This is a genomic window from Burkholderia sp. Z1, assembly GCF_014893795.1.
Taxonomy (GTDB): Bacteria; Pseudomonadota; Gammaproteobacteria; order Burkholderiales; family Burkholderiaceae; genus Burkholderia; species Burkholderia theae.
Window position 1 is genome coordinate 2750232 of record NZ_JACFYL010000001.1, and the last position, 25049, is coordinate 2775280.

General features: G+C 68.4%; 18 protein-coding genes. 9 read left to right on the top strand and 9 right to left on the bottom strand.

Annotated features, from left to right (window positions below; translation table 11 throughout):
• Positions 1–286 precede the first annotated feature (286 nt).
• The gene (dnaE, locus tag H3H55_RS12740; protein ID WP_193098790.1) at positions 287–3820 is read right to left on the bottom strand and encodes a DNA polymerase III subunit alpha; all 3534 of its coding nucleotides are present in this window, start codon (positions 3818–3820) and stop codon (positions 287–289) included.
• 233 nt (positions 3821–4053) lie between these two features.
• On the opposite strand from dnaE, the gene H3H55_RS12745 reads away from it, so the two are divergent.
• Positions 4054–4908 carry a sulfurtransferase gene (locus tag H3H55_RS12745; RefSeq protein WP_193098791.1) on the top strand — a complete coding sequence of 285 codons (855 nt, stop codon included), beginning with the start codon at positions 4054–4056 and terminating at the stop codon, positions 4906–4908.
• A 22-nt stretch (positions 4909–4930) separates the two neighbouring features.
• Positions 4931–5824 (top strand): tRNA glutamyl-Q(34) synthetase GluQRS, encoded by an 894-nt coding sequence (gene gluQRS / locus H3H55_RS12750; protein WP_193098792.1) that lies wholly within the window; start codon positions 4931–4933, stop codon positions 5822–5824.
• A 189-nt stretch (positions 5825–6013) separates the two neighbouring features.
• Here gluQRS and H3H55_RS12755 read toward each other — a convergent pair whose 3' ends face one another.
• From H3H55_RS12755 to purT, 4 genes are all read right to left on the bottom strand, one after another.
• The gene (locus H3H55_RS12755; RefSeq protein ID WP_193098793.1) at positions 6014–7600 is read right to left on the bottom strand and encodes a DEAD/DEAH box helicase; all 1587 of its coding nucleotides are present in this window, start codon (positions 7598–7600) and stop codon (positions 6014–6016) included.
• 395 nt (positions 7601–7995) lie between these two features.
• Positions 7996–8376, bottom strand: a complete 381-nt coding sequence (locus H3H55_RS12760; protein WP_129512653.1) for an MliC family protein — start codon at positions 8374–8376, stop codon at positions 7996–7998.
• An 80-nt stretch (positions 8377–8456) separates the two neighbouring features.
• Entirely contained in the window at positions 8457–8642 is a 186-nt protein-coding gene (locus H3H55_RS12765) for a DUF6726 family protein (RefSeq protein WP_193098794.1), read from the bottom strand.
• A gap of 18 nt (positions 8643–8660) precedes the next feature.
• The gene (purT, locus tag H3H55_RS12770; RefSeq protein ID WP_193098795.1) at positions 8661–9875 is read right to left on the bottom strand and encodes a formate-dependent phosphoribosylglycinamide formyltransferase; all 1215 of its coding nucleotides are present in this window, start codon (positions 9873–9875) and stop codon (positions 8661–8663) included.
• 213 nt (positions 9876–10088) lie between these two features.
• Here purT and H3H55_RS12775 point away from each other — a divergent pair, with 213 nt between their 5' ends.
• Positions 10089–10634: an META domain-containing protein gene (locus H3H55_RS12775; RefSeq protein ID WP_129512655.1), complete on the top strand. Its 546-nt coding sequence runs from the start codon at positions 10089–10091 to the stop codon at positions 10632–10634.
• A gap of 177 nt (positions 10635–10811) precedes the next feature.
• Positions 10812–15377, top strand: coding sequence for a DNA translocase FtsK (locus tag H3H55_RS37670; protein WP_193098796.1), 4566 nt, complete (start codon positions 10812–10814; stop codon positions 15375–15377).
• Positions 15378–15459: 82 nt separating this feature from the next.
• Here H3H55_RS37670 and H3H55_RS12785 read toward each other — a convergent pair whose 3' ends face one another.
• On the bottom strand, positions 15460–16704 hold the full coding sequence (locus tag H3H55_RS12785; RefSeq protein WP_193098797.1) for a lactonase family protein: 1245 nt from the start codon (positions 16702–16704) through the stop codon (positions 15460–15462).
• 163 nt (positions 16705–16867) lie between these two features.
• On the opposite strand from H3H55_RS12785, the gene H3H55_RS12790 reads away from it, so the two are divergent.
• Positions 16868–18697, top strand: coding sequence for a glycoside hydrolase family 15 protein (locus tag H3H55_RS12790; RefSeq protein ID WP_193098798.1), 1830 nt, complete (start codon positions 16868–16870; stop codon positions 18695–18697).
• A 212-nt stretch (positions 18698–18909) separates the two neighbouring features.
• Positions 18910–20379, top strand: coding sequence for a polyhydroxyalkanoate depolymerase (locus H3H55_RS12795; protein ID WP_193098799.1), 1470 nt, complete (start codon positions 18910–18912; stop codon positions 20377–20379).
• Positions 20380–20460: 81 nt separating this feature from the next.
• Here the strand turns inward: H3H55_RS12795 and H3H55_RS12800 are convergent, their stop codons facing one another.
• The gene (locus H3H55_RS12800) at positions 20461–21093 is read right to left on the bottom strand and encodes a TetR family transcriptional regulator (RefSeq protein WP_129512661.1); all 633 of its coding nucleotides are present in this window, start codon (positions 21091–21093) and stop codon (positions 20461–20463) included.
• A 155-nt stretch (positions 21094–21248) separates the two neighbouring features.
• Between H3H55_RS12800 and rsxB the strand changes: the two genes are divergently transcribed.
• Both rsxB and nth read left to right on the top strand, forming a co-directional pair.
• Positions 21249–22277: an electron transport complex subunit RsxB gene (gene rsxB, locus H3H55_RS12805; protein WP_193099490.1), complete on the top strand. Its 1029-nt coding sequence runs from the start codon at positions 21249–21251 to the stop codon at positions 22275–22277.
• On the top strand, positions 22274–22918 hold the full coding sequence (gene nth, locus H3H55_RS12810) for an endonuclease III (RefSeq protein WP_193098800.1): 645 nt from the start codon (positions 22274–22276) through the stop codon (positions 22916–22918). Before rsxB ends, nth begins: the two co-directional genes overlap by 4 nt.
• Before the next feature lie 75 nt (positions 22919–22993).
• On the opposite strand, the gene H3H55_RS12815 is transcribed toward nth, so the two are convergent.
• Positions 22994–23923 (bottom strand): DMT family transporter, encoded by a 930-nt coding sequence (locus tag H3H55_RS12815; RefSeq protein ID WP_193098801.1) that lies wholly within the window; start codon positions 23921–23923, stop codon positions 22994–22996.
• A gap of 197 nt (positions 23924–24120) precedes the next feature.
• Here H3H55_RS12815 and H3H55_RS12820 point away from each other — a divergent pair, with 197 nt between their 5' ends.
• Complete coding sequence (locus H3H55_RS12820; RefSeq protein ID WP_319022273.1) at positions 24121–24588, top strand: DUF1841 family protein; 468 nt, start codon at positions 24121–24123, stop codon at positions 24586–24588.
• Between the two features lie 72 nt (positions 24589–24660).
• Here the strand turns inward: H3H55_RS12820 and H3H55_RS12825 are convergent, their stop codons facing one another.
• Positions 24661–25020, bottom strand: a complete 360-nt coding sequence (locus H3H55_RS12825) for a c-type cytochrome (protein WP_048249238.1) — start codon at positions 25018–25020, stop codon at positions 24661–24663.
• Between the last annotated feature and the right edge of the window lie 29 nt (positions 25021–25049).

Here is a 25049-nt window from a genome sequence, read left to right on the forward strand (position 1 = left end):
CTTTTATCGTCGCGACGGGCCGTTCCACGGCATCCGGTTCCGGGACGGCTTGGTGCAGGCTGCCGCGCGCTGCACCGATCCGCCCCCGTTTATGCGCGCAATACCGGCGCCGCCCGCCGGATGAACCGCGGCCGGCGCCGCGACCGTGCGGCTAGCGCCGGATTGTATAGCGTCCGGACGGCAGCCCCAAGACCCGATTACCCGCAGACGTGAAAACGGCCCGCCGCACCGCACGATGGCGATGCGACGGGCCGCGTATCGCGACAGCCGCTCGGTGAGGGCGCGATCAGTACGTGATTTCGACGATGCTGCCGCCGAACGCCGCGCGCAGTTCCGCGAGCAGCACGTCGCTCGGCTTCACGCGCCACGCGTCGCCGAGACGCATTTCGCCCTGTGCCCGCGCGTTGCTGTAGTGGATCTGGACCGCGAGCCCGTTCGGCAGCGGCGCCTGCGGGCGCCGGCCGCCATCGCGCCCGCCACCGCGCGGCGCGGGCGCCTCGACCGCGTTCGCGGCCGCCGGATCGTCCTTCGACACGTGCGGCTCGAGCACGCGGCGCAGCTCGGCCGCGTCGGCGTTGCCGTTCATCGTCAGCCGCACGGCCTGCGCATAACGGCTGCGCGCGCGTTCGAGATCCATCACCGTGTCGGTCGTGAAACGGATGCCGCCGGTGAATGCGTCGTTACGCGCCTGCCCCTGCACGATCAGCAGTTCGTCTTCCTTGAACAGCGCCTTGTTCGCCTCGAACTGTTCGTTGAAGATCGTGATCTCGCACTGGCCCGAGCCGTCGTCGAGCAGCGCGATCAGCATCTTGCCGCGCTGGGTCATCTGCGTGCGCAGCGACGCGATGATGCCCGCGACCAGCTTGTCGCGCCCTTCCTTCAGGTCGCCGACCTTTTGCCGCACGAAACGGCGCACCTCGTCGCGATACGCGTCGAACAGGTGGCCGGACAGGTAGAAGCCGAGCGCGCCCTTTTCTTCCTGCAGGCGGCGCTTGTCGTCCCACGCGGGCTCGTCGACGAGCGCATGCGCGTGCGGCGATTCGGCGCCCATGTCGAACAGGCCGGCCTGCATCGCGTTCGCCTCGGCCTGGTCGGCCGCTTCCATCGCGAGCGGCACCGACGCGAGCAACTGCGCGCGGTTCGGGTTCAGCGAATCGAACGCGCCGGCGCGGATCAGCGCCTCGACCGTGCGGCGATTGACGACGCGCCGGTCGATCCGCTCGCAGAAGTCGAACAGGTCGGTGAAGGCCTTTTCCTCGCGGGCACGCAGGATTTCCTCGATCGCGTTCTGGCCGCTGCCCTTCACGGCGCCGAGGCCGTAGCGGATCGTGCGCGAGCGCTTGCCGTCGGCTTCGGCGACGGGTTCGAACCGGTAATGCGACTGGTTGATGTCCGGCGGCAGCACGGCGAGGTTGTTCACGGCGCAGTCGTCGAACAGGATCTTCACCTTGTCGGTGTCGTCCATCGCGAGCGTCATGTTGGCCGCCATGAATTCGGCCGGATGGTGCGCCTTCAGCCACGCGGTGTGATACGCGAGCAGTGCGTACGCGGCCGCGTGCGACTTGTTGAAGCCGTAGCCCGCGAACTTCTCCATCAAGTCGAAGATCTCGTCGGACTTCTCGCGCGTGAGGCCGTTCGTCGCCGCACCCTCGGCGAAGATCTCGCGGTGCTTGGCCATCTCCTCGGGCTTCTTCTTGCCCATCGCGCGACGCAGCAAGTCCGCGCCGCCGAGCGAGTAGCCGCCGATGATCTGCGCCATCTGCATCACCTGCTCCTGATAGACCATGATGCCGTAGGTCTCTTTCAGGACGGGTTCGACGCGCGGATCCGGATAGTCGACCTTCTCGCGGCCGTGCTTCCGTGCGCAGAAGCTCGGGATCAGGTCCATCGGGCCCGGACGGTACAACGACACGAGCGCGATGATGTCCTCGAAGCGGTCGGGCTGCGCGTCCTTCAGCATGCCCTGCATCCCGCGGCTTTCCAGCTGGAACACCGCGACCGTGTTGGCCTTCTTCAGGATCTGGAACGACGCGGCGTCGTCGAGCGGCACCTGTGCGAGCGACCAGTCGGCCTTCGACGGATCGAGGCGGCGAATGTAGCGCTCGGCCCAGTCGAGGATCGTCAGCGTCGTGAGACCCAGAAAGTCGAACTTCACGAGGCCGACGGCTTCGACGTCGTCCTTGTCGTACTGGCTGACGACGCCGCCGTCATCGCCCTGCGTGTACAGCGGACAGAAATCGGTCAGCTTGCCGGGCGCGATCAGCACGCCGCCCGCGTGCATCCCGACGTTACGCGTGAGCCCTTCGACGCGCTGCGCGAGATCGAGCAGCTGGTGGACTTCGTCCTCGTGGTCGTAGCGCTCCTGCAGCTGCGGCTCTTCCTTCATCGCGTCGGCGATCGTCACGTGCTTGCCCGGCTTGAACGGGATCAGCTTCGCGATGCCATCGGTGAACATGTAGCCGAGGTCGAGCACGCGGCCGATGTCGCGCACGGCCGCCTTCGCGGCCATCGTGCCGAAGGTGGCGATCTGCGACACGGCGTCCGCGCCGTATTTCTCCTTCACGTACTGGATCACGCGATCGCGGCCGTGCTGGCAGAAGTCGATGTCGAAGTCGGGCATCGACACGCGTTCCGGGTTCAGGAAGCGCTCGAACAGCAGGTTGTAGCGCAGCGGATCGAGGTCGGTAATGCCGAGCGCGTACGCGACCAGCGAACCGGCGCCCGAGCCGCGGCCCGGGCCGACCGGCACGCCGTTGTTCTTCGCCCAGTTGATGAAGTCCGCAACGATCAGGAAGTAGCCTGGAAAGCCCATCTTCGTGATGGTCCCGCACTCGAATTCGAGGCGCTTGTAGTACGTCTCGCGCTGCGCGTCGCGTTCGGCTTCGGCCGGATACAACTGCGCGAGCCGCGTCTCGAGCCCTTCCTTCGACAGCTGGACCAGGTAGTCGTCGAGCGACATGCCGTCCGGCGTCGGGAACAGCGGCAGTTTCGGCTTGCCGAGCTCGAGCTTCAGGTTGCAGCGCTTCGCGATCTCGACCGTGTTCGCGACCGCGGACGGCAGGTCGGCGAACAGCGCGGCCATGTCGTCCTGCGTGCGGAAATACTGGTCGGTCGTGAAACGCTTCTGGCGACGCGGGTTCGCGAGCATGTCGCCTTCCGAGATGCACACGCGCGCCTCGTGCGCGGTGAAATCGTCGTCGGTCATGAACTGCGTCGGGTGCGTCGCGACGACCGGCAGCTGCAGCGACGCAGCGAGCGTCGCGACCTGCTGGATATACGCCTCGGCGCCCGGCTGGCCGTAACGCTGCAGCTCGATGTAGAAGCCGCCCGGAAACACCTTCGCCCAGCGCTCGGCGTGACGGCGCGCGGCTTCGTCGTTGCCTGCCGCGAGCGCGAGCCCGATATCGCCCTGCTGCGCGCCCGACAGCGCGAGCAGCCCCTGCGCAAGCTCGCCGTCGAGCCAGCTCGCGTCGAGTTCCGCGCGGCCGCGATACTGGTTCGTGAGCCATGCCTTCGACAGCAGCTCGCAGAGATTCAGGTAGCCGACCTTGTCCTTCACGAGCAGCAGCAGCCGCGACGGCTTGTCGCGATCGTCCGGATTGGCGATCCAGACGTCGCAGCCGGCGATCGGCTTGATGCCCTTGCCGCGGGCTTCCTGGTAGAAACGGACGAGACCGAATGCGTTGCCGAGATCGGTGAGCGCGAGCGCGCCCTGGCCGTCGGCGGCCGCCGCCTTGACGATGTCGTCGAGACGCACGATGCCGTCGGCAATCGAGAATTCGGAGTGAACGCGGAGATGGACGAAGCGAGGATCTGACATGGGCGTTATTGTAGCCGCCCCGCCGCACAGGCTGCCCAAAAAATCCCCGCGCCGGCCGTTCGGCCGATACGCGCGACGACGCGTCGCGTCACCCGCCAAACGGCCGGATGCCGATGCGCGCGCGGTTTGCGGGATAATACGGTTTTTCGAATCTCCGCCCCGGCTTCGCACCCTTTTTTGCGGGCCGCCGTGCGCCCGCCGCACGGCCGCGGCCGTTTTCCCGTCGGACCATCATGACCATCGTCAACCTCGCCGCCTACCACTTCGTGTCGCTCGACGCGACCGAACAATGGCGCCCGCTCGTCACCGCCCGCTGCAACGAACTCGGCCTGCGCGGCACGATCCTGCTCGCGCCGGAAGGCATCAACCTGTTCATCGCCGGCACGCGCGAAGCCGCCGACGCGTTCATCGCGTACATCCGCCACGATCCGCTGTTCGAAGGCAAGTTCGCGACGCTGCAGTTCAAGGAAAGCCTGTCCGACTCGCAGCCGTTCCGCCGCATGCTCGTGCGCCTGAAGCGCGAGATCATCACGATGAAGAAGCCGGCGATCAAGCCGGAACTCGGCCGCGCGCCGTTCGTCGACGCACGCACGCTGAAGGCATGGCTCGACCGCGGCCACGACGACGCGGGCCGCCCGGTCGTGATGCTCGACACGCGCAACGCGTTCGAGGTCGACGTCGGCACGTTCGACGACGCGCTCGACTACCGGATCGACAAGTTCAGCGAATTCCCGGAAGTGATCGACGCGAACCGCGCCGATCTCGAAGGCAAGACGGTCGTCTCGTTCTGCACCGGCGGCATCCGCTGCGAGAAGGCCGCGATCCACATGAAGGAAATCGGCATCGACAACGTGTATCAGCTCGAAGGCGGGATCCTGAAGTACTTCGAGGAAGTTGGCGGCGCGCACTATCACGGCGACTGCTTCGTGTTCGACTATCGCACCGCGCTGAACCCGCAACTCCAGCCCACCGAGAACGTCACGTGCTTCGCGTGCCGCGCGGTCGTCACGCCGGATGCGCAACAATCGCCGAGCTACGTGCCCGGCAAGTCGTGCCCGGCCTGCGCGCAGGCAGCCAGCGCCGCGTAACCGCACGGCGCGCCGAGTTCCGATGAACGGCTATCGCGGCCGCTTCGCGCCGTCGCCCACCGGTCCGCTGCACTTCGGCTCGCTGGTCGGCGCGCTCGCGAGCTGGCTCGATGCACGCGCGCACGGCGGCGCATGGCTCGTGCGCATCGAGGACCTCGACGGTCCGCGCACGGTGCCGGGGGCTGCCGACGACATCCTCGCGACGCTCGCGCATTTCGGCATGACGCCCGACGAACCGCCCGTCTGGCAAAGCACGCGCGATGCCGCGTACACGGTCGCGCTCGAGCGGCTGGTCGCGGCGGGGCTCGTCTATCCGTGCGGCTGCACGCGCAAGGAAATCGCCGATTCGCTGCGCGCCGCGCACGAGCGCCACACGACACTCGCGTATCCCGGCACCTGCCGCACCGGCCTGCACGGCAAGCCCGCGCGCGCGTGGCGGCTGCGCGTGCCGGACGGCGACGATGCGATCGTCACGTTCGACGACCGCTGGCAGCACACGCAATCGCAGAACCTCGCGACCGACGTCGGCGATTTCGTGCTGAAGCGCGCGGACGGGCAATGGGCCTATCAGCTCGCGGTCGTCGTCGACGATGCCGACGCGCGCATCACGCACATCGTGCGCGGCGCCGACCTGCTCGATTCGACCGCGCGCCAGATCCATCTGCAACACAGCCTCGGCGTACCGACGCCGCGGTATCTGCACGTGCCTGTCGTCGTCGATGCAAACGGCGAGAAGCTCAGCAAGCAGACGGGCGCCACCGCGCTCGAACGCGACGATCCGCTGCCGGCGCTGCAGGCCGCGGCCGCGCATCTGGGCCTCGCGCCCGATGGCGCGCTGGCGGGCACGACGCTGGATGCGTTCTACGCGGCCGCGACGGCTGCGTGGGCGCGGCGCTTCGGGCCGTTGGCCGGCTAACGCTCGCTCCGAGCCGATTTCGCGGCGATCGATGGCCGCTCGCGTACCGGTTGCATCGCTCGCCGGCACCCCGCGCCCTTTCCCGATCCCTCACAAAACCACGGCCCCAATGAAAAACGGGCACATGCTCATCGCATGCACCCGCTTCTCCGGCAGCGCTCGCGCGCTGCCTCGCCAGTCTCGCCGAACTTACGCCGACGGCTTGCGCGGCATCCCGAACCCGCCGAGCAGCGCGGCAACCTGGCGCTTCGGCCCCTTCTTCTCGGGCTGGTGCGCGTGTTGCACTTCGTCCGCCTGCTTCGCCTGCGCCGACGGCTCATACGGCTTCAGGAAGAAATCGTCGACCGGCGCTTCATGACGACGGGGACGGCTGCCACGCTCGGAAGAACCGGCCGACCGGTGCCCCGACGCACCGCGATGCTCGTCGCGCTCGCGCCGGCCACCGCGTTCGCCACCGCGCTCGCTGTTGCGATCGCCGCTACGGTCGCCGCCGCGCTCACCACCGCGCTCGCTGCCGCGGTCGTCGTGACGCTGGCGTGCCGGCTTGTCGAGCGCGAGCGTCTGCACTTCGAGCGGACGCTTGATCAGCTTCTCGATATCGGCGAGCTGCTTGCGCTCGTTCGGGCTGCACAGCGACAGCGCGTCGCCGGTCGCACCCGCGCGGCCCGTACGGCCGATCCGGTGCACGTAGTCTTCGGCACTGAACGGCAGGTCGAAGTTGATCACGGCCGGCAGCTCGACGATGTCGAGGCCGCGCGCGGCCACGTCGGTCGCGACGAGCGCCTCGATTTCGCCGCGCTTGAATGCGTCGAGCGCCTGCATCCGTTCGATCTGCGTCTTGTCGCCGTGGATCGCCGATGCGACCACGCCGTCGCGTTCCAGATTGCGCGCGAGCCGGCTCGCGCCGATCTTGCTGTTGCAGAACACGATCACCTGCTTGAGCCCGCGATCGCGCAGCAACTGCACGACGGCCGCCTGCTTGTCGCCTTCCGCGACGTCGTAGACGATCTGCGTGACGTTCGCGTTCGTCGAGTTGCTGCGTGCGACCTCGATCGTCTGCGGGTTGCGCAGGTAGGTCGACGCGAGCTTCTTGATTTCCGGCGAGAAGGTGGCCGAGAACAGCAGCGTCTGGCGCTCCTTCGGCAGCAGGTTCAGGATGCGCTGCAGATCGGGCAGGAAGCCCATGTCGAGCATCCGGTCGGCTTCGTCGAGCACGAGGATCTGCACCTGGCCCAGATTCGCCGTCTTCTGCTGCACGTGGTCGAGCAGGCGGCCCGGCGTCGCGATCAGGACCTCGACGCCGCGGCGCAGTTCGGCCATCTGCGGGTTCATGTCGACGCCGCCGAACACGACCGCGCTGCGCAGCGGCGTGTGCTTCGCATAGGCGTGCACGTTCGCGGCGACCTGGTCGGCAAGTTCGCGGGTCGGGGTGAGGATCAGCGCGCGCACCGGGTGGCGCGCGGGTGACGCACTCGTGCTGGCCTGCGGCAGCAGGCGCTGAATGATCGGCAGCGAGAAGCTCGCGGTCTTGCCGGTACCCGTTTGCGCGGCGCCCATGACGTCGCGGCCGGCGAGCACGACCGGAATGGCCTGCGCCTGGATCGGCGTCGGCGTCGTATAACCCTGCTCCGCAATGGCTTTCAGGATATCGGCGGCAAGGCCGAATTGATCGAAGTTTGCGTCGACGGGCTTGGCGACAGAATCGGACATGGTGGCGTTTCGCTCAAAAGGCGCGGCGGGGACATCGTGCGTCAGGCCAGCCGGGCCTGCGCTCATCACAATTCGGAAGTAGACGGAGCCGCGGCGCGCCGCGCGGCGCCGCTCTGGCGCTTGGGACCGGCTCAATTCGAACACCGGGCATCAGGCCGTGCGGACTCCGTTCGGCGCGAATGCCGGCGGAAAGGGGCGTATTGTAGCACTGCGCGGCCATCTGTCCGTGACAACGCCGCGAACGGCCGCAACGGTGGTTCGCGCGGCGGCCGGCAAGGCCCCGCGCGGTCGACGGCCGGCCCGGTCAGGCTATCCCGTTCGACCAAGGAGTGATATCCGGGGTCCGATCGCCAATTAATCTTGCCCGGACGTCCGCTGCCGGCCCGGATGCCGGGCTTCAGATCCGGCAGCCGGCCGCCGGCAAGCACCGTCGGTGCAAGATTCGCGATCGTGCCCGGCGTTCAGCCCTTCTTCTTTTTCTTCTCGACCTGTACGCAGTCGCCGAGCAGCGGCGGCGCGTTCTGGTCGGCGATCTCGTCGCGCAGCGTCGCTTCCTTGCCCTTCGTCCACCACGTATAACGGCCAGCCTGGTAGCGCGCGCCCGACGCCGACACGGTATCGACGAACAGCATCTGCCGCCCGTTGACCGGCACGAGCGCGAAGCTCTGGCCGTTGCCGGCAAGCCAGTACGACACGCGCACGGGTTGCTTCTGGTTCGCGCACTGGTAGACGGTCATCTGGCGCGAATCGGCGTCGATTTCCTCGACGGTCAGTTGCGCGGCATGCGCGACCGAAACGGCGGTGCCGGCAAGCGCGAGCGCGGCGAGGGTTTGACGAATCATGCAGGTCCTCTCACGAGACGGGTGGAAACGCGCCTTCACAGGGCGCGCGGTTATTGTCGGTGTCGCGTCGGGTCGCGCTGTCAGGGATCGATGACGTCAGCACACGCGTCGGTCGGCGCGGCCGCGAGATGGCCGACGAGCGGCACGATCTTGAGCCCGGCCGATGCGACCCGGCACGGCGCGGCCGCGACGCCGCAACCCGCGAGACTCGCGGCCAGCGCCAGTACGACACCCAGTTTTCCGATACGCAGCCACATCGGCACCATCGTCCTCTCCTTGTTCCGTCAACGGGCCGACACGGGCCGGACGGCCGCGGCGGCGCGCTTCGCGCGTTCGCGGGCTTCGTCGACGGTCGCGCCGGTGGCCAGCGCGACACCCATGCGCCGCTTCGCAAAACTTTCCGGTTTGCCGAACAGGCGCAGGTCCGCGCCCGGCACCGCGAGCGCGTCACGCACGCCTTCGAACGCGATCCCGCGCTCGTCGAGCCCGCCGTAGATCACGGCCGACGCGGCCGGCGTACCGAGCGCCGGATCGACCGGCAGCCCGAGAATCGCGCGCGCGTGCAGCTCGAATTCCGACTGGCGCTGTGATGCGAGCGTGACGAGGCCCGTATCGTGCGGCCGCGGGCTCACCTCGGAGAACCACACGTCGTCGCCGCGCACGAACAGCTCGACGCCGAACAATCCGCGCCCGCCGAGCGCCTCGGTGACCTTGTGTGCGATCTCGCGCGACTTCTCGAGCGCCACCGCGCTCATCGGCTGCGGCTGCCACGACTCGACATAGTCGCCCGCGACCTGCACGTGGCCGACCGGCTCGCAGAAGTAGGTGCGCGTGCCGAGCGTCGCCGGGTCGATCGCGCGCACGGTCAGCTGCGTGATCTCGTATTCGAAATCGATGAAGCCCTCGACGATCACGCGGCCGTGGTTCACGCGCCCGCCCGCCATCGCGTAGTCCCATGCAGACTTCACGTCGGCTTCGGTCTTCACGACCGACTGCCCCTTGCCCGACGACGACATCACGGGCTTCACGACGCACGGCATGCCGATCTTCACGACGGCCGCGCTGAACGCTTCGAACGAATCCGCGAACGCATACGGCGACGTCGGCAGGCCGAGCTCCTCGGCCGCGAGCCGGCGAATCCCTTCGCGATTCATCGTGAGCTGCGTCGCGCGCGCGGTCGGGATCACTTCTGCGAGGCCGGCCGCCTCGATCGCCGCGAGCGCGTCGGTCGCGATCGCCTCGATCTCGGGCACGATCAGGTGCGGCCGCTCGGTCTCGACGAGCGCCCGTAGCGCGGCGGCGTCCGTCATGTCGATCACGTGCGCGCGATGCGCGACCTGGTGGCCCGGCGCGTCCGGATAGCGGTCGACCGCAACGACTTCGACGCCGAGCCGCTGCAACGCGATGATGACTTCCTTGCCGAGTTCGCCGGCGCCGAGCAGCATGACGCGCGTGGCCGAGGGTGAAAGCGGCGTACCGAGCCGCTGACCGATCTGCATGTGATTTCCCGCTTCTGGTGGAGGACGAAAACGGCATCGATGTTAACACGCGCCACGGCGCCGGTTTGGCGCGTTTGGCCGCGTCGATGGCCGGCCTCGAACGGCTCGCGGGTGGGCCGCGAACGTTTTCACGTGTGAAGTGTCGGCTCGCCTGCCGTGGCGCGGGTGCGTTACTCTTACGCCTTGATCAGAATCCGATGAGGAACGAGGCTCATGTCCCACCTGTCCGCAGCCGCACGCGCACGCACCGGCCTGCTTCGCCCGTTGCGCGCGCCGCTGTGCGCGTTGACGCTTGCCACGCTTCTCGCCGCCTGCGCGATGCCGACCCATCCCGATTCCGCCGCCCCCGCGCCCGACCCGTACAACCCGGCCGCCGTCCAGCTGCTCGACGATACGAGCTGGGAACTCACCAGTTGGGTGAACGCCGACGGCACGCAACGCACGATCCCGCACGGCGACAACGGCGAACCGATCAAGCTCGCGCTGTCGACCGAATCGGGCATCCGGAACGCCAGCGGGTTCTCGGGCTGCAACCGCTACATGGGCACCTACGCGATCAAGAACGGCCTGCTGAGCTTCGGGCCGCTCGCCGGCACGCGGATGGCCTGCCCGAATACGCTCGGCGGCCAGCTCGAACACGCGTACCTCGACGCACTCGCCCACGTCGCAAAGACCGGCGTGCAGATGCGCGAGCCGCAGCAGCTGCAGATCGTGACCGATGCCGGCGCCACGCTGACCTTCACGCACCGGAGCCCTTGATGCACGGCGCGCGCGAAGGCCGACCGACCGCCTTCGCGTTGCGCGCCACGCGCGTGTGCCGCGCACACGCGTCGCGCGGCGTGAATCGAATTCATGCCGCGTTAGAGTCTTGTTCGCCGGCCGGTTAAACTCGGCGGGTCGCGCCCCGCGCGCCCCTCCCCACTCCTGTTTCAAAGCATGCACACGGTTGTCTTCGGCTGGTTCGGCATCTCCGCCGTCTGGTTCCTCCTTCTCTTCTGGCGTCTCGTGCAGGCGATGCTGCCCGGCGGCGGCGGGCTCGTCGGCCGCGGTTCGATCCGCCTGTGGCTCGGCTTCGCCGCGGTGTTCGTTGCAAGCTGCACGCTGACGAGCCCGCTGTCGGGCCCCGACACGGATGCGCTCGGCCATGCGTTCTCGGCCGGCTTCGCACACGTGCTCGGCCCGATCGGCACGCCGGTCGCGATGGTCGTGCTGTTCCTGGCCGGGCTGCCCTGGCTGACCGGCATCGGCTGGCGGCAGTTCTCCGCGTGGGTCGACACGTCGTTCGGCGTCAAGCTGTCGCGCGACGGCGGCGACGACGACGCGCGCGGCATCGCCGACCTGCCGCGCAGCGCGCTGCATCGCGATGACGACATCGTGCAGCCGACCACCGCGCATACCGTCAACTCGATGGCGCCGCGCCAGAACGGCCGGTATTCGCGCCCGACGCTGTGGAAACCCGACCCGCAGGCGCGGCCGAAGCCGCGCAGCAAGACACCCGCGCGTCCGCTCGCGGAACCCGTCGCGCCGTCGGGCTGGCTGAAGCCGACCGCGACCCAGCGCGTGCCGACACCGCCCGCGCCGATCCCGGCCAGCGCGATGCCGCCGCCCACGACCGGCAGCACCGCCAGCCTCGCGCGCGCGGCGGCGAACACGCACGTGCCGCGCCCCGATCCGGCCCCGCTTCCCGTCGGCTTCGAACCCGTCCGGCCGCGGCCGACCGCCGCGCGACCGGCCACCGCTGCGTTGAAGCAGGCTACACCGCGTGCCACGGTCACACCGCGGCCGGCCAGCGCGCCGCCGCCCCGCCCGCCCGTGCGCCCGGTCACTGGAACGGCCGCGACCGGCCTGCCGCCGGACACGGCGCGCCGCCGCCCGTCGCCGCAAACACCGGCGCGTGCGCCGCTCTATGCATGGACGGAAAAGCCCGCGGCGCCGATCACGCCGGCGCCGAGCGTTCACGACACGTTGCGTTCGATCGAGGCCAGCACTGCGCAATGGGCCACGCTGGGCGGTGCGCAGGCGGCCGATGCGGCTGCCGCAGCCGCAACCGCGGCCGGTGTGGCGACGGCTGCGGGCAGCATTGCCGCGCCGGCATCGGCAGCCGTGTCGAACGGGTTTGCCGCGGCAACGCACGACATCGCGGCCCATGACGCCGGTACGCCGGTCGAACACGATGCCGCACCGGCGTATGACGACAGCGCGCCGATCGTGCTGGACGCGTTCATGCCGGCAGAACCCGCTATCCACGTGTCGATTGCCGACTGGGGCGCCACGGCGCTCGACGACGCCGCACCGCGCACGCTGTCGAGCCCCGGCATTGACGAGGCCTCGTCGGCACATCACGCCGACCACCCGATCCCACACGTCGGCGAGGCACCCGCCGCGCAGGCATTCGGGACCGCGCCCGCGCCGTCGCTGGATGCGCCCGTCGACCTCGCTCCGTGGGAAGACCTCGACAGCACGTCGGTTTCCGCATTCGACGTATCGACCGGGAACGAACTCGCCGCGTCGACGACGCGCGCAACCGAATCGGAGCCTGCCCATGCCGCCTCCGCGCAACCGGACGGTGGAGCGCTTCACGATATCGCCGCAAGCGACCCGGCTGCGTCGGTCGATTCCGACGACGAGTACGACGCGCAACCGGCTCCTGCCATCGATCGCCCCGCATCGGCCCGTGTGCCGCAGGGCACCGCCGATGCGCACACCGACGTAAAACCGGCCGGGGGCATCGCGCCGTTCGCTGCCCTCCCCTCTTCGTCGATCGCCGCAACGTCGGCGCACGCAATTTCCGAGACCATGCCGCTTGCGGCAGTGTCGGCACTGGCTGCATCGAGTGCAGCAGCGCCAGCGGCCAAACCGGTCGCGACGGAACCGGCGGCACCGCTGTCCGCGATCGCACCAGGCGCCACGCCCGCGACGGATTGGGCGCGGACGCCGTCGACTCCGCCGACGGTGCAACCTGCGGCGACCAATACGACCGTCTCCGCGGAATTGCCGAAATCGTCGGCAGTTCAACCGTTTGCCGCAGCACCGATGACTTCGGCCGCAGCTGCGTCGCCGCTCGTCGGCACCGCCCATGGTTCGACTGCGCAGGTACCCGCGTCCGCATCGAGCATTGCACCTGTCACCGCTGCGGGTTCATCGGTCGGCGTGACCGGCACGGCATCCGCTTCGCTTTCGCAGCCAGCCGCATCGGCATCGACCGTTGCATCCGTCGCGTCGGCGGCGCCGGCCGGTGTCACGGGATTGACTTACGGTTCGTTCGCCCGCGCATCGACGCCTGCCTCAACCGTTGCACCCGCCGTCGCACCGTCGATGACCGGCGCTTCGGCTTCGGCAGTCGGTTCGACCGCTAACGAGCCCGCACCGGCTGCAACACAGGCAACCGCTACCGCGACGCCCGTGAATTTCACGTCCGGCTCGATCGCGGCACAACCTTCCGCGCCGGTGTCGACACTTCCGATCAACACGGCAACCTCGTCGACCGGCACGGCATTCAACGCAGCCGGCACATCCAGCGCATTCGCACCGCAGCCGGCAACCAGCCTGCCCGTGCCGCCTGCCGTTTCCGTCGTGACGGCAACGCCAACCGGCGCAGTTGCCCCAACGAGCACGGCCCCGGCGACTTCCGCTCCCTCGGTCACCAGCTCGCCTGTCCCCGCAGTCGGATCGCCGACGCCCATCGGCGCAACAACCTCGACGCAAGCTTCGTCGATCGCTTCCGCGCCTGCGGCAATCGCAACCCCGACGTTCGTAACGCCGCCCGCCCCCGCCGCATCGCCGGCGAGCTGGTCCGTGTCGAATGTCTCCGCAACACCGGCTGCCGCACCGATCACAGCCTCGCAGCCGCCGGTAACCATCCCCGGAGCGGGCCTGCCCACGCCGGCGATTCCCGTTGCCCCGCCAGCCTACGCAACCGCCACCGACGCAACCGAACCGGCCGAGCCAGCCGCAGCCGCCCCCGACACCCCGGTGCGCCAGCCGCGCCCGAACGCGTTCGAATTCCACGCGCCGGTGGCATTCAACGTCGAACTGCCGACGCTCGACCTGCTCGAGCCCGCGTCCGACGACGTCGAAATGATCACCGAGGAACACCTCGCCCAGACGGCGCAGGTAATCGAACAGCGGCTGCAGGAATTCAAGGTCCCGGTGACGGTCGTCGGCGCATCGGCTGGCCCCGTGATCACGCGCTTCGAGATCGAACCCGCGCTCGGCGTGCGCGGCAGCCAGATCGTCGGCCTGATGAAGGATCTGTCGCGCGGCCTCGGCCTCACGTCGGTCCGCGTCGTCGAGACGATTCCCGGCAAGACCTGCATGGGCCTCGAATTGCCCAACGCGAAACGGCAGATGATCCGCCTGTCGGAAATTCTTGCCTCGCGCGAGTATCAGCATTCACCGTCGCAACTGACGATCGCGATGGGCAAGGACATCACGGGCCGTCCGGTCGTCACCGATCTCGCGAAGGCGCCGCACATGCTCGTCGCGGGCACGACGGGCTCGGGCAAGTCGGTCGCGATCAACGCGATGATCCTGTCGCTGCTGTACAAGGCGACGCCCGAGGACGTGCGGCTGATCATGATCGACCCGAAGATGCTGGAACTGTCGGTCTACGAAGGCATCCCGCACCTGCTCGCGCCGGTCGTCACCGACATGAAGCTCGCGGCGAACGCGCTGAACTGGTGCGTCGGCGAAATGGAGAAGCGTTACCGGCTGATGTCGGCCGTCGGCGTGCGCAACCTTGCCGGCTTCAACCAGAAGATCCGCGACGCGGAAGCGAAGGAAAAGAAGATCGGCAACCCGTTCTCGCTGACACCCGACGATCCGGAACCGCTGTCGACGCTGCCGCTGATCGTGGTCGTGATCGACGAGCTGGCCGACCTGATGATGGTCGCCGGCAAGAAGATCGAGGAGCTGATCGCGCGCCTCGCGCAGAAGGCGCGCGCGGCCGGCATCCACCTGATTCTCGCGACGCAGCGTCCATCCGTCGATGTGATCACCGGCCTCATCAAGGCGAACATCCCGACGCGCGTCGCATTCCAGGTGTCGTCGAAGATCGACTCGCGCACGATCCTCGACCAGATGGGTGCCGAATCGCTGCTCGGGATGGGCGACATGCTGTTCCTGCCGCCGGGCACGGGTTATCCGCAGCGCGTGCACGGCGCGTTCGTCGCCGACGAGGAAGTGCACCGGATCGTCGAGTACCTCAAGCAGTTCGGCGAGCCGCAGTACGAGGAAGGGATCCTCGAGGGCCCGGCCGCCGACGGCGCGACGCAGGACCTGTTCGGCGAAGCGCCGGACGCGGAAGCCGATCCGCTGTACGACGAAGCCGTCGCGTTCGTCGTCCGCACGCGGCGCGCGTCGATTTCGTCGGTGCAGCGGCAGTTGCGCATCGGCTACAACCGCGCCGCGCGTCTCGTCGAGCAGATGGAAGCGGCTGGGCTCGTATCGGCGATGGGCATCAACGGCAGCCGCGAGGTGCTCGTCCCGGCCGCGGCCGACTGAGCACGGCGGCCGGCGCGGACACCCCGCACAATCGGCTGCCCCGGAACACGAAGGGCGCTGCATCGGCAGCGCCCTTTTTCATTTACTGCACCGGCACCAGCTTGAAGTCGACCGGCTTGCCGACCGCGACCTTCTGCGGATTCGCGCCGAGCTGCCCCGTTTCGACATCGCGGCTGAACACGTAGAACGTGTCGCTGTCCTGGTTGCCGACGATCAGCCACTTGCCGGTCGGATCGATCAGGAACTCGCGCGGCGTCTTGCCGAGGCTCGACTGGCGGCCGACGTTCTTCAGCCGGCCATCGGATTTGTTCACCGCGTAGATCACGAGGTCGTTCGCGTCGCCGCGGTTGCTCACGTACAGAAAGCGGCCGTCCGGCGACAGGTGAATCGCGCCGCCGCCGACCTTGCCCTTGAAGCCGGGCGCCGTCATCGGCACGGTCTCGACCGGCGTCAGCTTGCCGTCGTGGTAACCGAACACCTCGACCGACGCGTTGAGCTCGCTCGTCACGTACGCGAACCGGCCGTCGGCGCCGAATACCATGTGACGCGGGCCCGAGCCGGCCTTCACCGGCGTGTAGCGCGTGTCGGTCGGGCCGATCAGGCCGCGGCTGCCGTCCACCGTGTAGCGGTAGCCGTAGATCTTGTCCGCGCCGAGATCCTGCACGAACAGATAACGGCCATCCGGCGAAAACACCGTCGAGTGCACGTGCGCGCCGTCCTGACGGCCCTTCACGGGGCCCGTGCCTTCATGGTGCACGGTCAGCACGGCCTGGCCGACCGCGCCGTCGTCGCGCAGCGGAAACACCGCGAAGCTGCCGCCCGGATCCGCCGCGACCGAGTAATTGGCCGTCACGAGGTATTTGCCGTCCGGCGACAGCGCGAGATAGCAAGGATCGTTCCCTTCCGACGACACGCGGTCGATGAAGGTCAGCGCGCCCGTCTTCGCGTCGAAGCGGAATGCGCTGACGCCGCCGCGCTGCGTCGCCGGTCCGTCGTCGCCGGGAAGCTCGTTGACCGCGTAGACAGTGCGACCGTCGCGGCTCGGCAACAGGTACGACGGATTCACGGTCTTCGCCGACGACACGGGCGCGACGCTGCCGGTTTTCGTATCGAAGCGGTAAACATAGATCCCGTCGCTGCCGCCGCCCGTATAGGTGCCGACGAGCAGGTTGTAGACGCCGTCGGCCGCGGCGGGCGATTGCTGCGCAAATGCGTGGGTCGCGGACAGGGAGAGCACGATCGCGAAACCTTTCATCCAGTGAGCGAGCCTAAGCGGGAACCCTCGTGTCGAAGCGCGTGCGTCATGCTCGCGTAAACGGTTGGGCATTGAATCCTCCTTGCATCGAGTCGCTTCAAGTGTTGAGATAGGACGAAACGCCTGCCGTACCTGCGCTCCGCCGCCCGGCCGAGTATACGGGGCGGGGTGCCGGCACGTGAAGTTCGGCCGCCGCCGTCCGCATTGTGAACTCGAAACCAAGGATCGCCTGCCCATGCCCGCCCTGATCGAAGACTACGCCCTCGTCGGCGACGGCCACACCGCCGCGCTGATCGCGAAAGACGGCTCCGTCGACTGGCTGTGCTGGCCCCGCTTCGATTCGGGCGCCTGCTTCGCGGCGCTCGTCGGCACGCCCGAGCACGGCCGCTGGCTGCTCGCGCCGGCCGCCGACGCCGCGATCACGCACACGACCCGCCGCTATCGCGGCGACACGCTGATTCTCGAAACCGATTACGAAAGCGCCGACGGCGCCGTCACCGTGATCGACTTCATGCCGCCCGGCAACGGCTGGTCCGAACTCGTGCGGATCGTCGTCGGCCGCCACGGCACGATGAAGATGCGCATGGAACTCGTGCTGCGTTTCGATTACGGCTTCTCGGTCCCGTGGGTCACGCAACTGACCCGCGAGGACGGCATGAAGGCGATTGCCGGCCCCGATACCGTCGTGCTGCGCACGCCGGTGCCGCTCGCCGGTAAAAACCTCCATACGCTCGCGGAATTCACCGTGAGCGCCGACGAGCGCGTGCCCTTCTCGCTCAGCTATGCGGCGTCGCACCTGCGGCTGCCGCCCGCGCGCGATCCGCTGTCGATGCTCGCGCGCACCGAGAACTACTGGCTCGAATGGTCGGGCCGCTGCCAGGTGCAGGGCCGCTACGCGCCCGCCGTGCGCCGGTCGCTGATCACGCTGAAGGCGCTCGCGTACGAGCCGACCGGCGGGATCGTCGCAGCGCCGACCACGTCGCTGCCCGAGAAGATCGGCGGCAACCGCAACTGGGACTACCGCTATTGCTGGCTGCGCGACGCGACGATCACGCTGCTCGCGCTGATGCGCGGCGGCCACTACGACGAGGCGCGCGCGTGGCGCACGTGGCTCGGCCGCGTGATGGCCGGTTCGCCCGAGCAGATCCAGATCATGTACGGGATCGCCGGCGAACGCCGGCTGCCGGAAATGGAGCTCGACTGGCTGCCCGGCTATCAGGATTCGAAGCCGGTACGCATCGGCAACGGCGCCGCGAACCAGCTCCAGCTCGACGTGTTCGGCGAGGTGATGGCCGCGCTGCACCTCGCGCGCGTGGGCGGACTGCAGGCCGACGACACGGTCTGGTCCGTGCAGTGTGCGCTGCTCGACCATCTCGAGAAGATCTGGCGGGAACCCGACGAGGGCATCTGGGAAACGCGCGGCGGGCGCCGCCATTTCACGTTCTCGAAGGTGATGGCGTGGGTCGCGTTCGACCGCGCGATCAAGTCCGCGGAGATGTTCCGGCTGCCCGGCTCGCTCGACCGCTGGCGCACGCTGCGCGAGCAGATCCACGCCGACGTATGCGACAACGCATGGCATGAGGGCAAGCAGGCGTTTGCGCAAAGCTACGGCAGCGACGAACTCGACGCGAGCGTGCTGCTGATGCCGCTGCTCGGCTTCCTGCCGCCGGAAGACCCGCGCATCGTCGGCACGGTCGACGCGATCGAGCGGGAATTGCTGCACGACGGCCTCGTGATGCGCTACCGCACGACCGACTACGACGACGGCCTGCCGCCCGGCGAAGGCACGTTTATCGCATGCAGCTTCTGGCTGGTCGACAATTACGCGCTGCTCGGCCGGATCGACGACGCGCACCGCCTGTTCAGCCGGCTGCTGTCGCTGTCGAACGACCTCGGGCTGCTCGCGGAGGAATACGACCCGGTCGCCGGGCGGCTCGTCGGCAACTTCCCGCAGGCGTTCTCGCACGTGGCGCTCGTGCATACCGCGATGAACCTGATGCACCACGAGGACGCGATGGCGCGCGCGGCCGGCCAGCCCGCGCCGGCGATGGCCACGGGGCGCTGAACGGGGGCGCGAGCGGCTTCTTCAGAGAACGTCAAATCGCAAAATTTTGATGAAAAATCGGGGAAATGTTGCATTGCACCACCCATCGTTGTCCGATATGATCGACGCGATTGTCCGGCTGCAGTGCAACATGGCCGGCCGCTGACCCCCACGGCACGCCGCGACGCCCCACGCCGCCCTTGCGCACCGTCCCCCACGCGGGAGTAGTCTGCATGCTTTACCAACTGCATGAATTCCAGCGGGCCATGCTGAGCCCGCTCACGGCTTGGGCCCAGGCCGCCTCCAAATCGTTCGCTAATCCGTCCAGCCCGTTCTCGCTGATGCCCGGCGCGACGCGGATGGCTGCCGCCTACGAACTGATGTACCGGCTCGGCAAGGATTACGAGAAGCCCGAATTCAACATTCATCAGATCGTCAAGGACGGCCACAACATCCCGATCGTCGAGCAAACGATCGTCGAGAAACCGTTCTGCAGGCTGCTGCGTTTCAAGCGCTATTCGGACGACGCCGACGCCGTCACGCAGTTGAAGGACGAGCCGGTCGTGCTGGTCTGCGCGCCGCTGTCGGGCCACCACTCGACGCTGCTGCGCGACACCGTGCGCACGCTGCTGCAGGATCACAAGGTCTACATCACCGACTGGATCGACGCGCGGATGGTGCCGGTCGAGACCGGCCCGTTCCACCTGCACGACTACATCGCATACATCCAGGAATTCATCCGCCACATCGGCGCGCGCAACCTGCACGTGATCTCGGTGTGCCAGCCGACGGTGCCGGTGCTCGCGGCGATTTCGCTGATGGCGAGCCGCGGCGAGGAAACGCCGCTCACGATGACGATGATGGGCGGCCCGATCGACGCGCGCCGCAGCCCGACGTCGGTGAACTCGCTCGCGACGCAGCACTCGACCGCGTGGTTCGAGAACAACGTGATCCATACGGTGCCCGCGAACTATCCGGGCGAAGGCCGCCAGGTGTATCCGGGCTTCCTGCAGCACACGGGCTTCGTCGCGATGAACCCGGAACGGCACGCGCAATCGCACTGGGATTTCTACCAGAGCCTGCTGCGCGGCGACGAGGACGACGCCGAGGCGCACCGCCGCTTCTACGACGAGTACAACGCGGTGCTCGACATGGCTGCCGAGTATTACCTCGAAACGATTCGCGTCGTGTTCCAGGAATTCCGGCTGGCCGAGGGCACGTGGGATGTCGCAGGCGAACGCGTGCGTCCGCAGGACATCCAGCAGACCGCGCTGATGACGATCGAGGGCGAACTCGACGACATCTCGGGCAGCGGCCAGACGCACGTCGCGCACGAGCTGTGCACGGGCATCCCGCAAGACCAGCGCCGCAGCCTGACCGCCGAGAAGTGCGGTCACTACGGGATCTTCTCGGGCCGCCGCTGGCGCACGATCATCTATCCGCAGCTGCGCGACTTCATCCGCGAGCATGCGCCGGAACCGAAGCAGGGCGCGACGAAGGATCGTCCGGATGCGCCGGCGGCCACGACGCTCGCCGCCGTGCCGACCGTCGTCACGCCGGCCGAATCGCGCACCACCGCGGCGAAGCGCACGCGCACGAAGGCACCGGCCACGGCCGCCGCTCCCGCCAAGGCCGCACCGGCCGCGAAACGCGCAAGCAGCAGCCCGCGCGCCAAAGCCGTTCGCGCGCGCAAGGCCGCCTGACGCGTCGCGTTCCGACGAAAAAACGCCGCCGTTGCCTGCGCACGGCGGCGTTTTTGCATCCGGCGGCCGCGAGTCAGCGCATCAGCGTCGCAGCAGATACGCGAGCAATACCTCGGTGTTCATCCGGACCATCTCCGCGCGCTCGTCGGTGTCGGTGAAGTCGCGGCCGAGCGTCGCGGCGAGCGTGAAGCGGTTCGACACGATGTAGTAGCCGAGCCCCGACAGCGTCACGTAGAAGCGCAGCGGATCGACGTCGGTGCGAAACAGCCCGGCCTTCTGGCCGCGCGTCAGCACGTTGCCGAGCTTCGCGACGATCGGCGACATCATCTCGCGGATCCGCGTCGACTTGTGCAGGTAGCGCGCTTCGTGCAGGTTCTCGTTGTTGATGAGCCTGAGCAGTTCCGGATGGTCGCGGTAGTAGTCCCAAACGAAATGCGCGAGCCGCGTGACCGCTTCGACCGGCGCGACGCCGTCGAGATCGAGCACGCGCTCGGCCTCGGTCAGCGCGGAGAACGCGTGTTCGAGCACGGCCGTAAACAGCTGCTCCTTGCTGCCGAAGTAGTAATAGAGCATGCGCTCGTTGGTTTCGGCCCGGCGCGCGATCTGATCGACGCGCGCACCGAACAACCCGCCACTCGCGAACTCTTCGGCTGCCGCCATCAGGATGCGGCGACGCGTACCTTCAGGATCTCTTTTGATTTTTGGCTGATTCATGTGGCGTTTTGCTATGTGAGCCGCGTGATCCGGACCGGCACCCGCACTGCCTCGGCGCCGGCCGCCCTGGAACGGGCGCGCCGCGTGCGGCCGCCCTCCTGCTGAGCCCCTGCAAAAAAGCGGTTCGATTATGCGCACAGACGGCGTCCAGCGCAATGCGGGAAATCGGCGATAATCGAGCTTTGGCAAACCTTTCCGGCCGCGCCCGACGCGGCCGAGAGCCATTCGGCGCCGCTGCGCCCGTTGTCACCGTGACCGACTCCAAAACACTTGCGGATCGCATCGAAGATCTGCTTCCCCAGACGCAATGCACGAAGTGCGGCTATAACGGCTGCCGTCCGTACGCCGAGGCGATCGCCGCCGGCGACGCGAACTACAACCAGTGTCCGCCCGGCGGCGCCGAAGGCATCGCACGCCTCGCGGGCCTGCTCGGCAAGCCGGTGATTCCGCTGAACCCCGTCAACGGCAGCGAGCATCCGCGCGCCGTCGCATTCATCGATGAAAGCCTGTGCATCGGCTGCACGCTGTGCATGCAGGCATGCCCGGTCGATGCGATCGTCGGCGCACCGAAGCAGATGCACACGATCATCGAGTCGCTGTGCACGGGCTGTGACCTGTGCGTGCCGCCCTGCCCCGTCGACTGCATCGCGATGCTGCCCGTGACCGGCGATCGCACGGGCTGGGACGCGTGGTCGCAGCAGCAGGCGGATGCCGCGCGCGAACACCATGACCTGCGGCTCGCCCGCCAGCGCCGCGAACGCGAGGCCGCCGAAGCGCGCGCCGCCGCACGCCGCGCGGCCAGTGCCGCGAAGCCCGCAGCGGAGCAACCCGACACGCCACCCGGGACGCAGCCCGATCCGCAGCCCGGCACGCCGGCCACCGCACCGGCCGCCGATGACGCCGATGCGAAGAAACGCGCGATCATCGCCGCCGCGCTCGAACGCGCGCGCAAGAAGAAGGAAGAACTCTCCGGGCAGGGTGCCGGGCCGAAGAACACCGAAGGCGTGAGCGCGGCCGTCCAGGCGCAGATCGACGCGGCCGAGGCCCGCCGCAAACGAGTCGCCGAGCAACAGGCGCAGCGCGACGCCGAAGCCGCGGCGACGGGTGGCAACGGCAACGACAGCGACGCAGGCAACGACGACCAAGGCGGCCCGTCCGCGCCGCCCGACCAGAACACTCCATGAACGCCAGCAAACGACGCGCGATCTACGAAACGCTGCAGAGCCTCAATCCGCATCCGACCACCGAGCTCGAATACACGACGCCGTTCGAGCTGCTGATCGCTGTGATGCTGTCCGCGCAGGCGACCGACGTATCTGTCAACAAGGCGATGCGGAAGATGTTTCCGATCGCGAACACCCCGCGACAAATCGTCGCGCTGGGTGAGGAAGGCGTTACCGAGTACATCAAGACGATCGGTCTTTACCGCACCAAGGCGAAGAACGTGGTCGCGACGTGCCGGATCCTGCTCGACCAGTACGACGGCGAGGTGCCGGCCGATCGCGAAGCGCTCGAAAGCCTGCCGGGCGTCGGCCGCAAGACCGCGAACGTCGTGCTGAACACCGCGTTCGGCCAGCCGACGATCGCGGTCGACACGCATATCTTCCGGGTCGCGAATCGCACGGGGCTCGCGCCGGGCAAGGACGTGCGCGCCGTCGAGGCCGCGCTCGAGAAGTTCACGCCGAAGGAATTCCTGCAGGACGCGCATCACTGGCTGATCCTGCACGGGCGCTATGTGTGCAAGGCCCGCAAGCCCGAATGCTGGCACTGCGCGATCGAGCCGCTGTGCGAATTCAGGCCGAAGACGCCGCCGCCCAACGAGTAAGCATCAGGCACGGCTGAAACGCGCGAAGCCTGTCCGACGGAGCCCGGCCTGCAGGCTCCCCGCTCCCCTCCCCGACTACGCGTTGGACGTCGCGGTGGCATCGTCGGCCGCGGCGCCGCCCGCGCGCACGAGCGCCAGCACCGCCGCGAGGATCGCGACGCCGCCCGCCCACTGCAGCGGCGACAGCGCTTCACCGAACAGCAGCGCCGCGAGCGCGACCGTCACGACCGGTTCGAGCGTCGACAGCATCGACGTGCGCGCGGCCCCGAGCCGCTCGAGCCCGGCGAAGAACGCAAGCATCGCCGCGACCGTCGACACGAGCGCAATGGCGAGCATCGACGCCCAGCCGCCGGCCGTCGCGGGCCAGCGCGGCGGCGCGCCGAACGCCGCGGTCCGCACGACGGCGATCGCCACCAGCGTCGCGGTCGCCGACAGGCAGATGATCGCGGTGGTCGCGAGCGGATCGACGCCGCGCGTCGCCTTGGTGCCGCCGACGATGTACAGCGAATAGATCACCGCGGCGGCCAGCGCGAGCGCGATCCCGAGCGGCTCGCCGTGCCCGCCGCCGACCATCAGCGCCGAGCCCGCGACGCACAGCACGAGCGCGACGGCCTTCGCGCGCGTGAGACGCTCGCCGAGCCACCACGCGGCCAGCAGCGTGACGAAGGCCGGATACAGGTACAGCAGCAACGCCACGAGGCTCGCCTGCGCGTGCTGCAGCGCGCTGAAATAACAGAACGACTGCCCGACGTAGCCAAGCGCGCCCATCGCCACCAGCGGCGCGAGTGCACGCCCGCGCGGCCACGCGACGCCGCGGTGCCGCGCGATCGCGGCGAGCACCGCACCGCCGATCGCGAAGCGCACGATCAGCAGCCCGAGCACGTCGACTCCGGCCGCATACGCGTAGCGGCCGAAGATCGCCATCGCGCCGAACGCGGCGGCGGACAGCGCGACGTAGAGCGTGCCCCGCAGGGCGGCGGACGATGAGCGGGCGGTGACGGTCATGACGGGACGGGCGGGAACGGCACGGTAACGGGAATCGTCGGAGTGTAGCGGTGCGACGGCCACGAGCCTAGCCCGCGCTTACCCGTTCGCCGATCCGGCACGGGGTAGCCGCAGCCCGCCCCCGTCGCGCAAGCCCAAACCGCCGCAGGCCGCCTCCAGCACCGTCCGCCGACCCGGCGTACAATGCGCGACGCGGCATGACGCCGCCCGAATCACGACGTTCCCCCACCATGTTCAATCCAAGCCGCGACGAAGTGCGTCGCTTTTTCACCGAGACCTGGCGCAAGCAGCGCGCGGGCGAGATCCTGACGCCGCTGGAAGCGATCGCAGCCGACTGGATCGTCGAGCATCCCGAATACCACGCCGAACTCGACGATGCCGACGGCGCGGCCGCGCGCAACTACACGCCCGAGGAAGGTCGCACGAACCCGTTCCTGCACCTGTCGATGCACCTCGCGATCAGCGAGCAGTTGTCGATCGACCAGCCGCCCGGCATCCGCGCCGCGCACGACAAGCTGGCGGCGAAGCTCGACTCGACCCACGATGCGCAGCACGCGATCATGGAATGCCTCGGCGAGACGATCTGGGAAGCGCAGCGCACCAACACGCCGCCCGATACCGACGCGTACCTGCAGCGCATCCTGCGCCGCGCGTCGCGCGACTGAGCGCCGCGGACAAAAAAATACCCCGCCGAGGCGGGGTATTTTTGCTGCGCGGGCCGGCTGGGCCCGTCGCGCTTACTTCTTGAATACGAGGTCGGTCTCTTTCAGCGATTCGATGTAGGACGCGATGTCCTTCATGTCGCTGACCGACAGGCTCTGCACCTGCGCCTGCATGATCGCGTTGTTGCGACCGAGCAGCGGGTTCGTCAGGCCCATCTGGTACTGGCGCATCGCCCACACGAGGTAGTCGGCATGCTGGCCGGCGAGGCGCGGATATTCGGCGTTGATCGGCTTGTTCATCTGCGCGCCGTGGCAGGCGGCGCAGTTGTGCGATTCGACCAGTTCCTTGCCCTTCGTGGCGTCCGCCGCGTGCGCGGTACCGATCGCGAGGCCGGCCGCCAGTGCAACCGCCGCCGTCTTGAATGCGTTGTTCATGAATGCTCCTGTCCCGCCGGCGAGATCGG

Excerpts from the sequence above, each read along its gene's own strand:
- dnaE (WP_193098790.1), bottom strand. The coding sequence starts at position 3,820 with ATGTCAGATCCTCGCTTCGTCCATCTCCGCGTTCACTCCGAATTCTCG.
- H3H55_RS12745 (WP_193098791.1), top strand. The coding sequence starts at position 4,054 with ATGACCATCGTCAACCTCGCCGCCTACCACTTCGTGTCGCTCGACGCG.
- gluQRS (WP_193098792.1), top strand. The coding sequence starts at position 4,931 with ATGAACGGCTATCGCGGCCGCTTCGCGCCGTCGCCCACCGGTCCGCTG.
- H3H55_RS12755 (WP_193098793.1), bottom strand. The coding sequence starts at position 7,600 with ATGAGCGCAGGCCCGGCTGGCCTGACGCACGATGTCCCCGCCGCGCCT.
- H3H55_RS12760 (WP_129512653.1), bottom strand. The coding sequence starts at position 8,376 with ATGATTCGTCAAACCCTCGCCGCGCTCGCGCTTGCCGGCACCGCCGTT.
- H3H55_RS12765 (WP_193098794.1), bottom strand. The coding sequence starts at position 8,642 with ATGGTGCCGATGTGGCTGCGTATCGGAAAACTGGGTGTCGTACTGGCG.
- purT (WP_193098795.1), bottom strand. The coding sequence starts at position 9,875 with ATGCAGATCGGTCAGCGGCTCGGTACGCCGCTTTCACCCTCGGCCACG.
- H3H55_RS12775 (WP_129512655.1), top strand. The coding sequence starts at position 10,089 with ATGTCCCACCTGTCCGCAGCCGCACGCGCACGCACCGGCCTGCTTCGC.
- H3H55_RS37670 (WP_193098796.1), top strand. The coding sequence starts at position 10,812 with ATGCACACGGTTGTCTTCGGCTGGTTCGGCATCTCCGCCGTCTGGTTC.
- H3H55_RS12785 (WP_193098797.1), bottom strand. The coding sequence starts at position 16,704 with ATGCCCAACCGTTTACGCGAGCATGACGCACGCGCTTCGACACGAGGG.
- H3H55_RS12790 (WP_193098798.1), top strand. The coding sequence starts at position 16,868 with ATGCCCGCCCTGATCGAAGACTACGCCCTCGTCGGCGACGGCCACACC.
- H3H55_RS12795 (WP_193098799.1), top strand. The coding sequence starts at position 18,910 with ATGCTTTACCAACTGCATGAATTCCAGCGGGCCATGCTGAGCCCGCTC.
- H3H55_RS12800 (WP_129512661.1), bottom strand. The coding sequence starts at position 21,093 with ATGAATCAGCCAAAAATCAAAAGAGATCCTGAAGGTACGCGTCGCCGC.
- rsxB (WP_193099490.1), top strand. The coding sequence starts at position 21,249 with ATGCGGGAAATCGGCGATAATCGAGCTTTGGCAAACCTTTCCGGCCGC.
- nth (WP_193098800.1), top strand. The coding sequence starts at position 22,274 with ATGAACGCCAGCAAACGACGCGCGATCTACGAAACGCTGCAGAGCCTC.
- H3H55_RS12815 (WP_193098801.1), bottom strand. The coding sequence starts at position 23,923 with ATGACCGTCACCGCCCGCTCATCGTCCGCCGCCCTGCGGGGCACGCTC.
- H3H55_RS12820 (WP_319022273.1), top strand. The coding sequence starts at position 24,121 with ATGACGCCGCCCGAATCACGACGTTCCCCCACCATGTTCAATCCAAGC.
- H3H55_RS12825 (WP_048249238.1), bottom strand. The coding sequence starts at position 25,020 with ATGAACAACGCATTCAAGACGGCGGCGGTTGCACTGGCGGCCGGCCTC.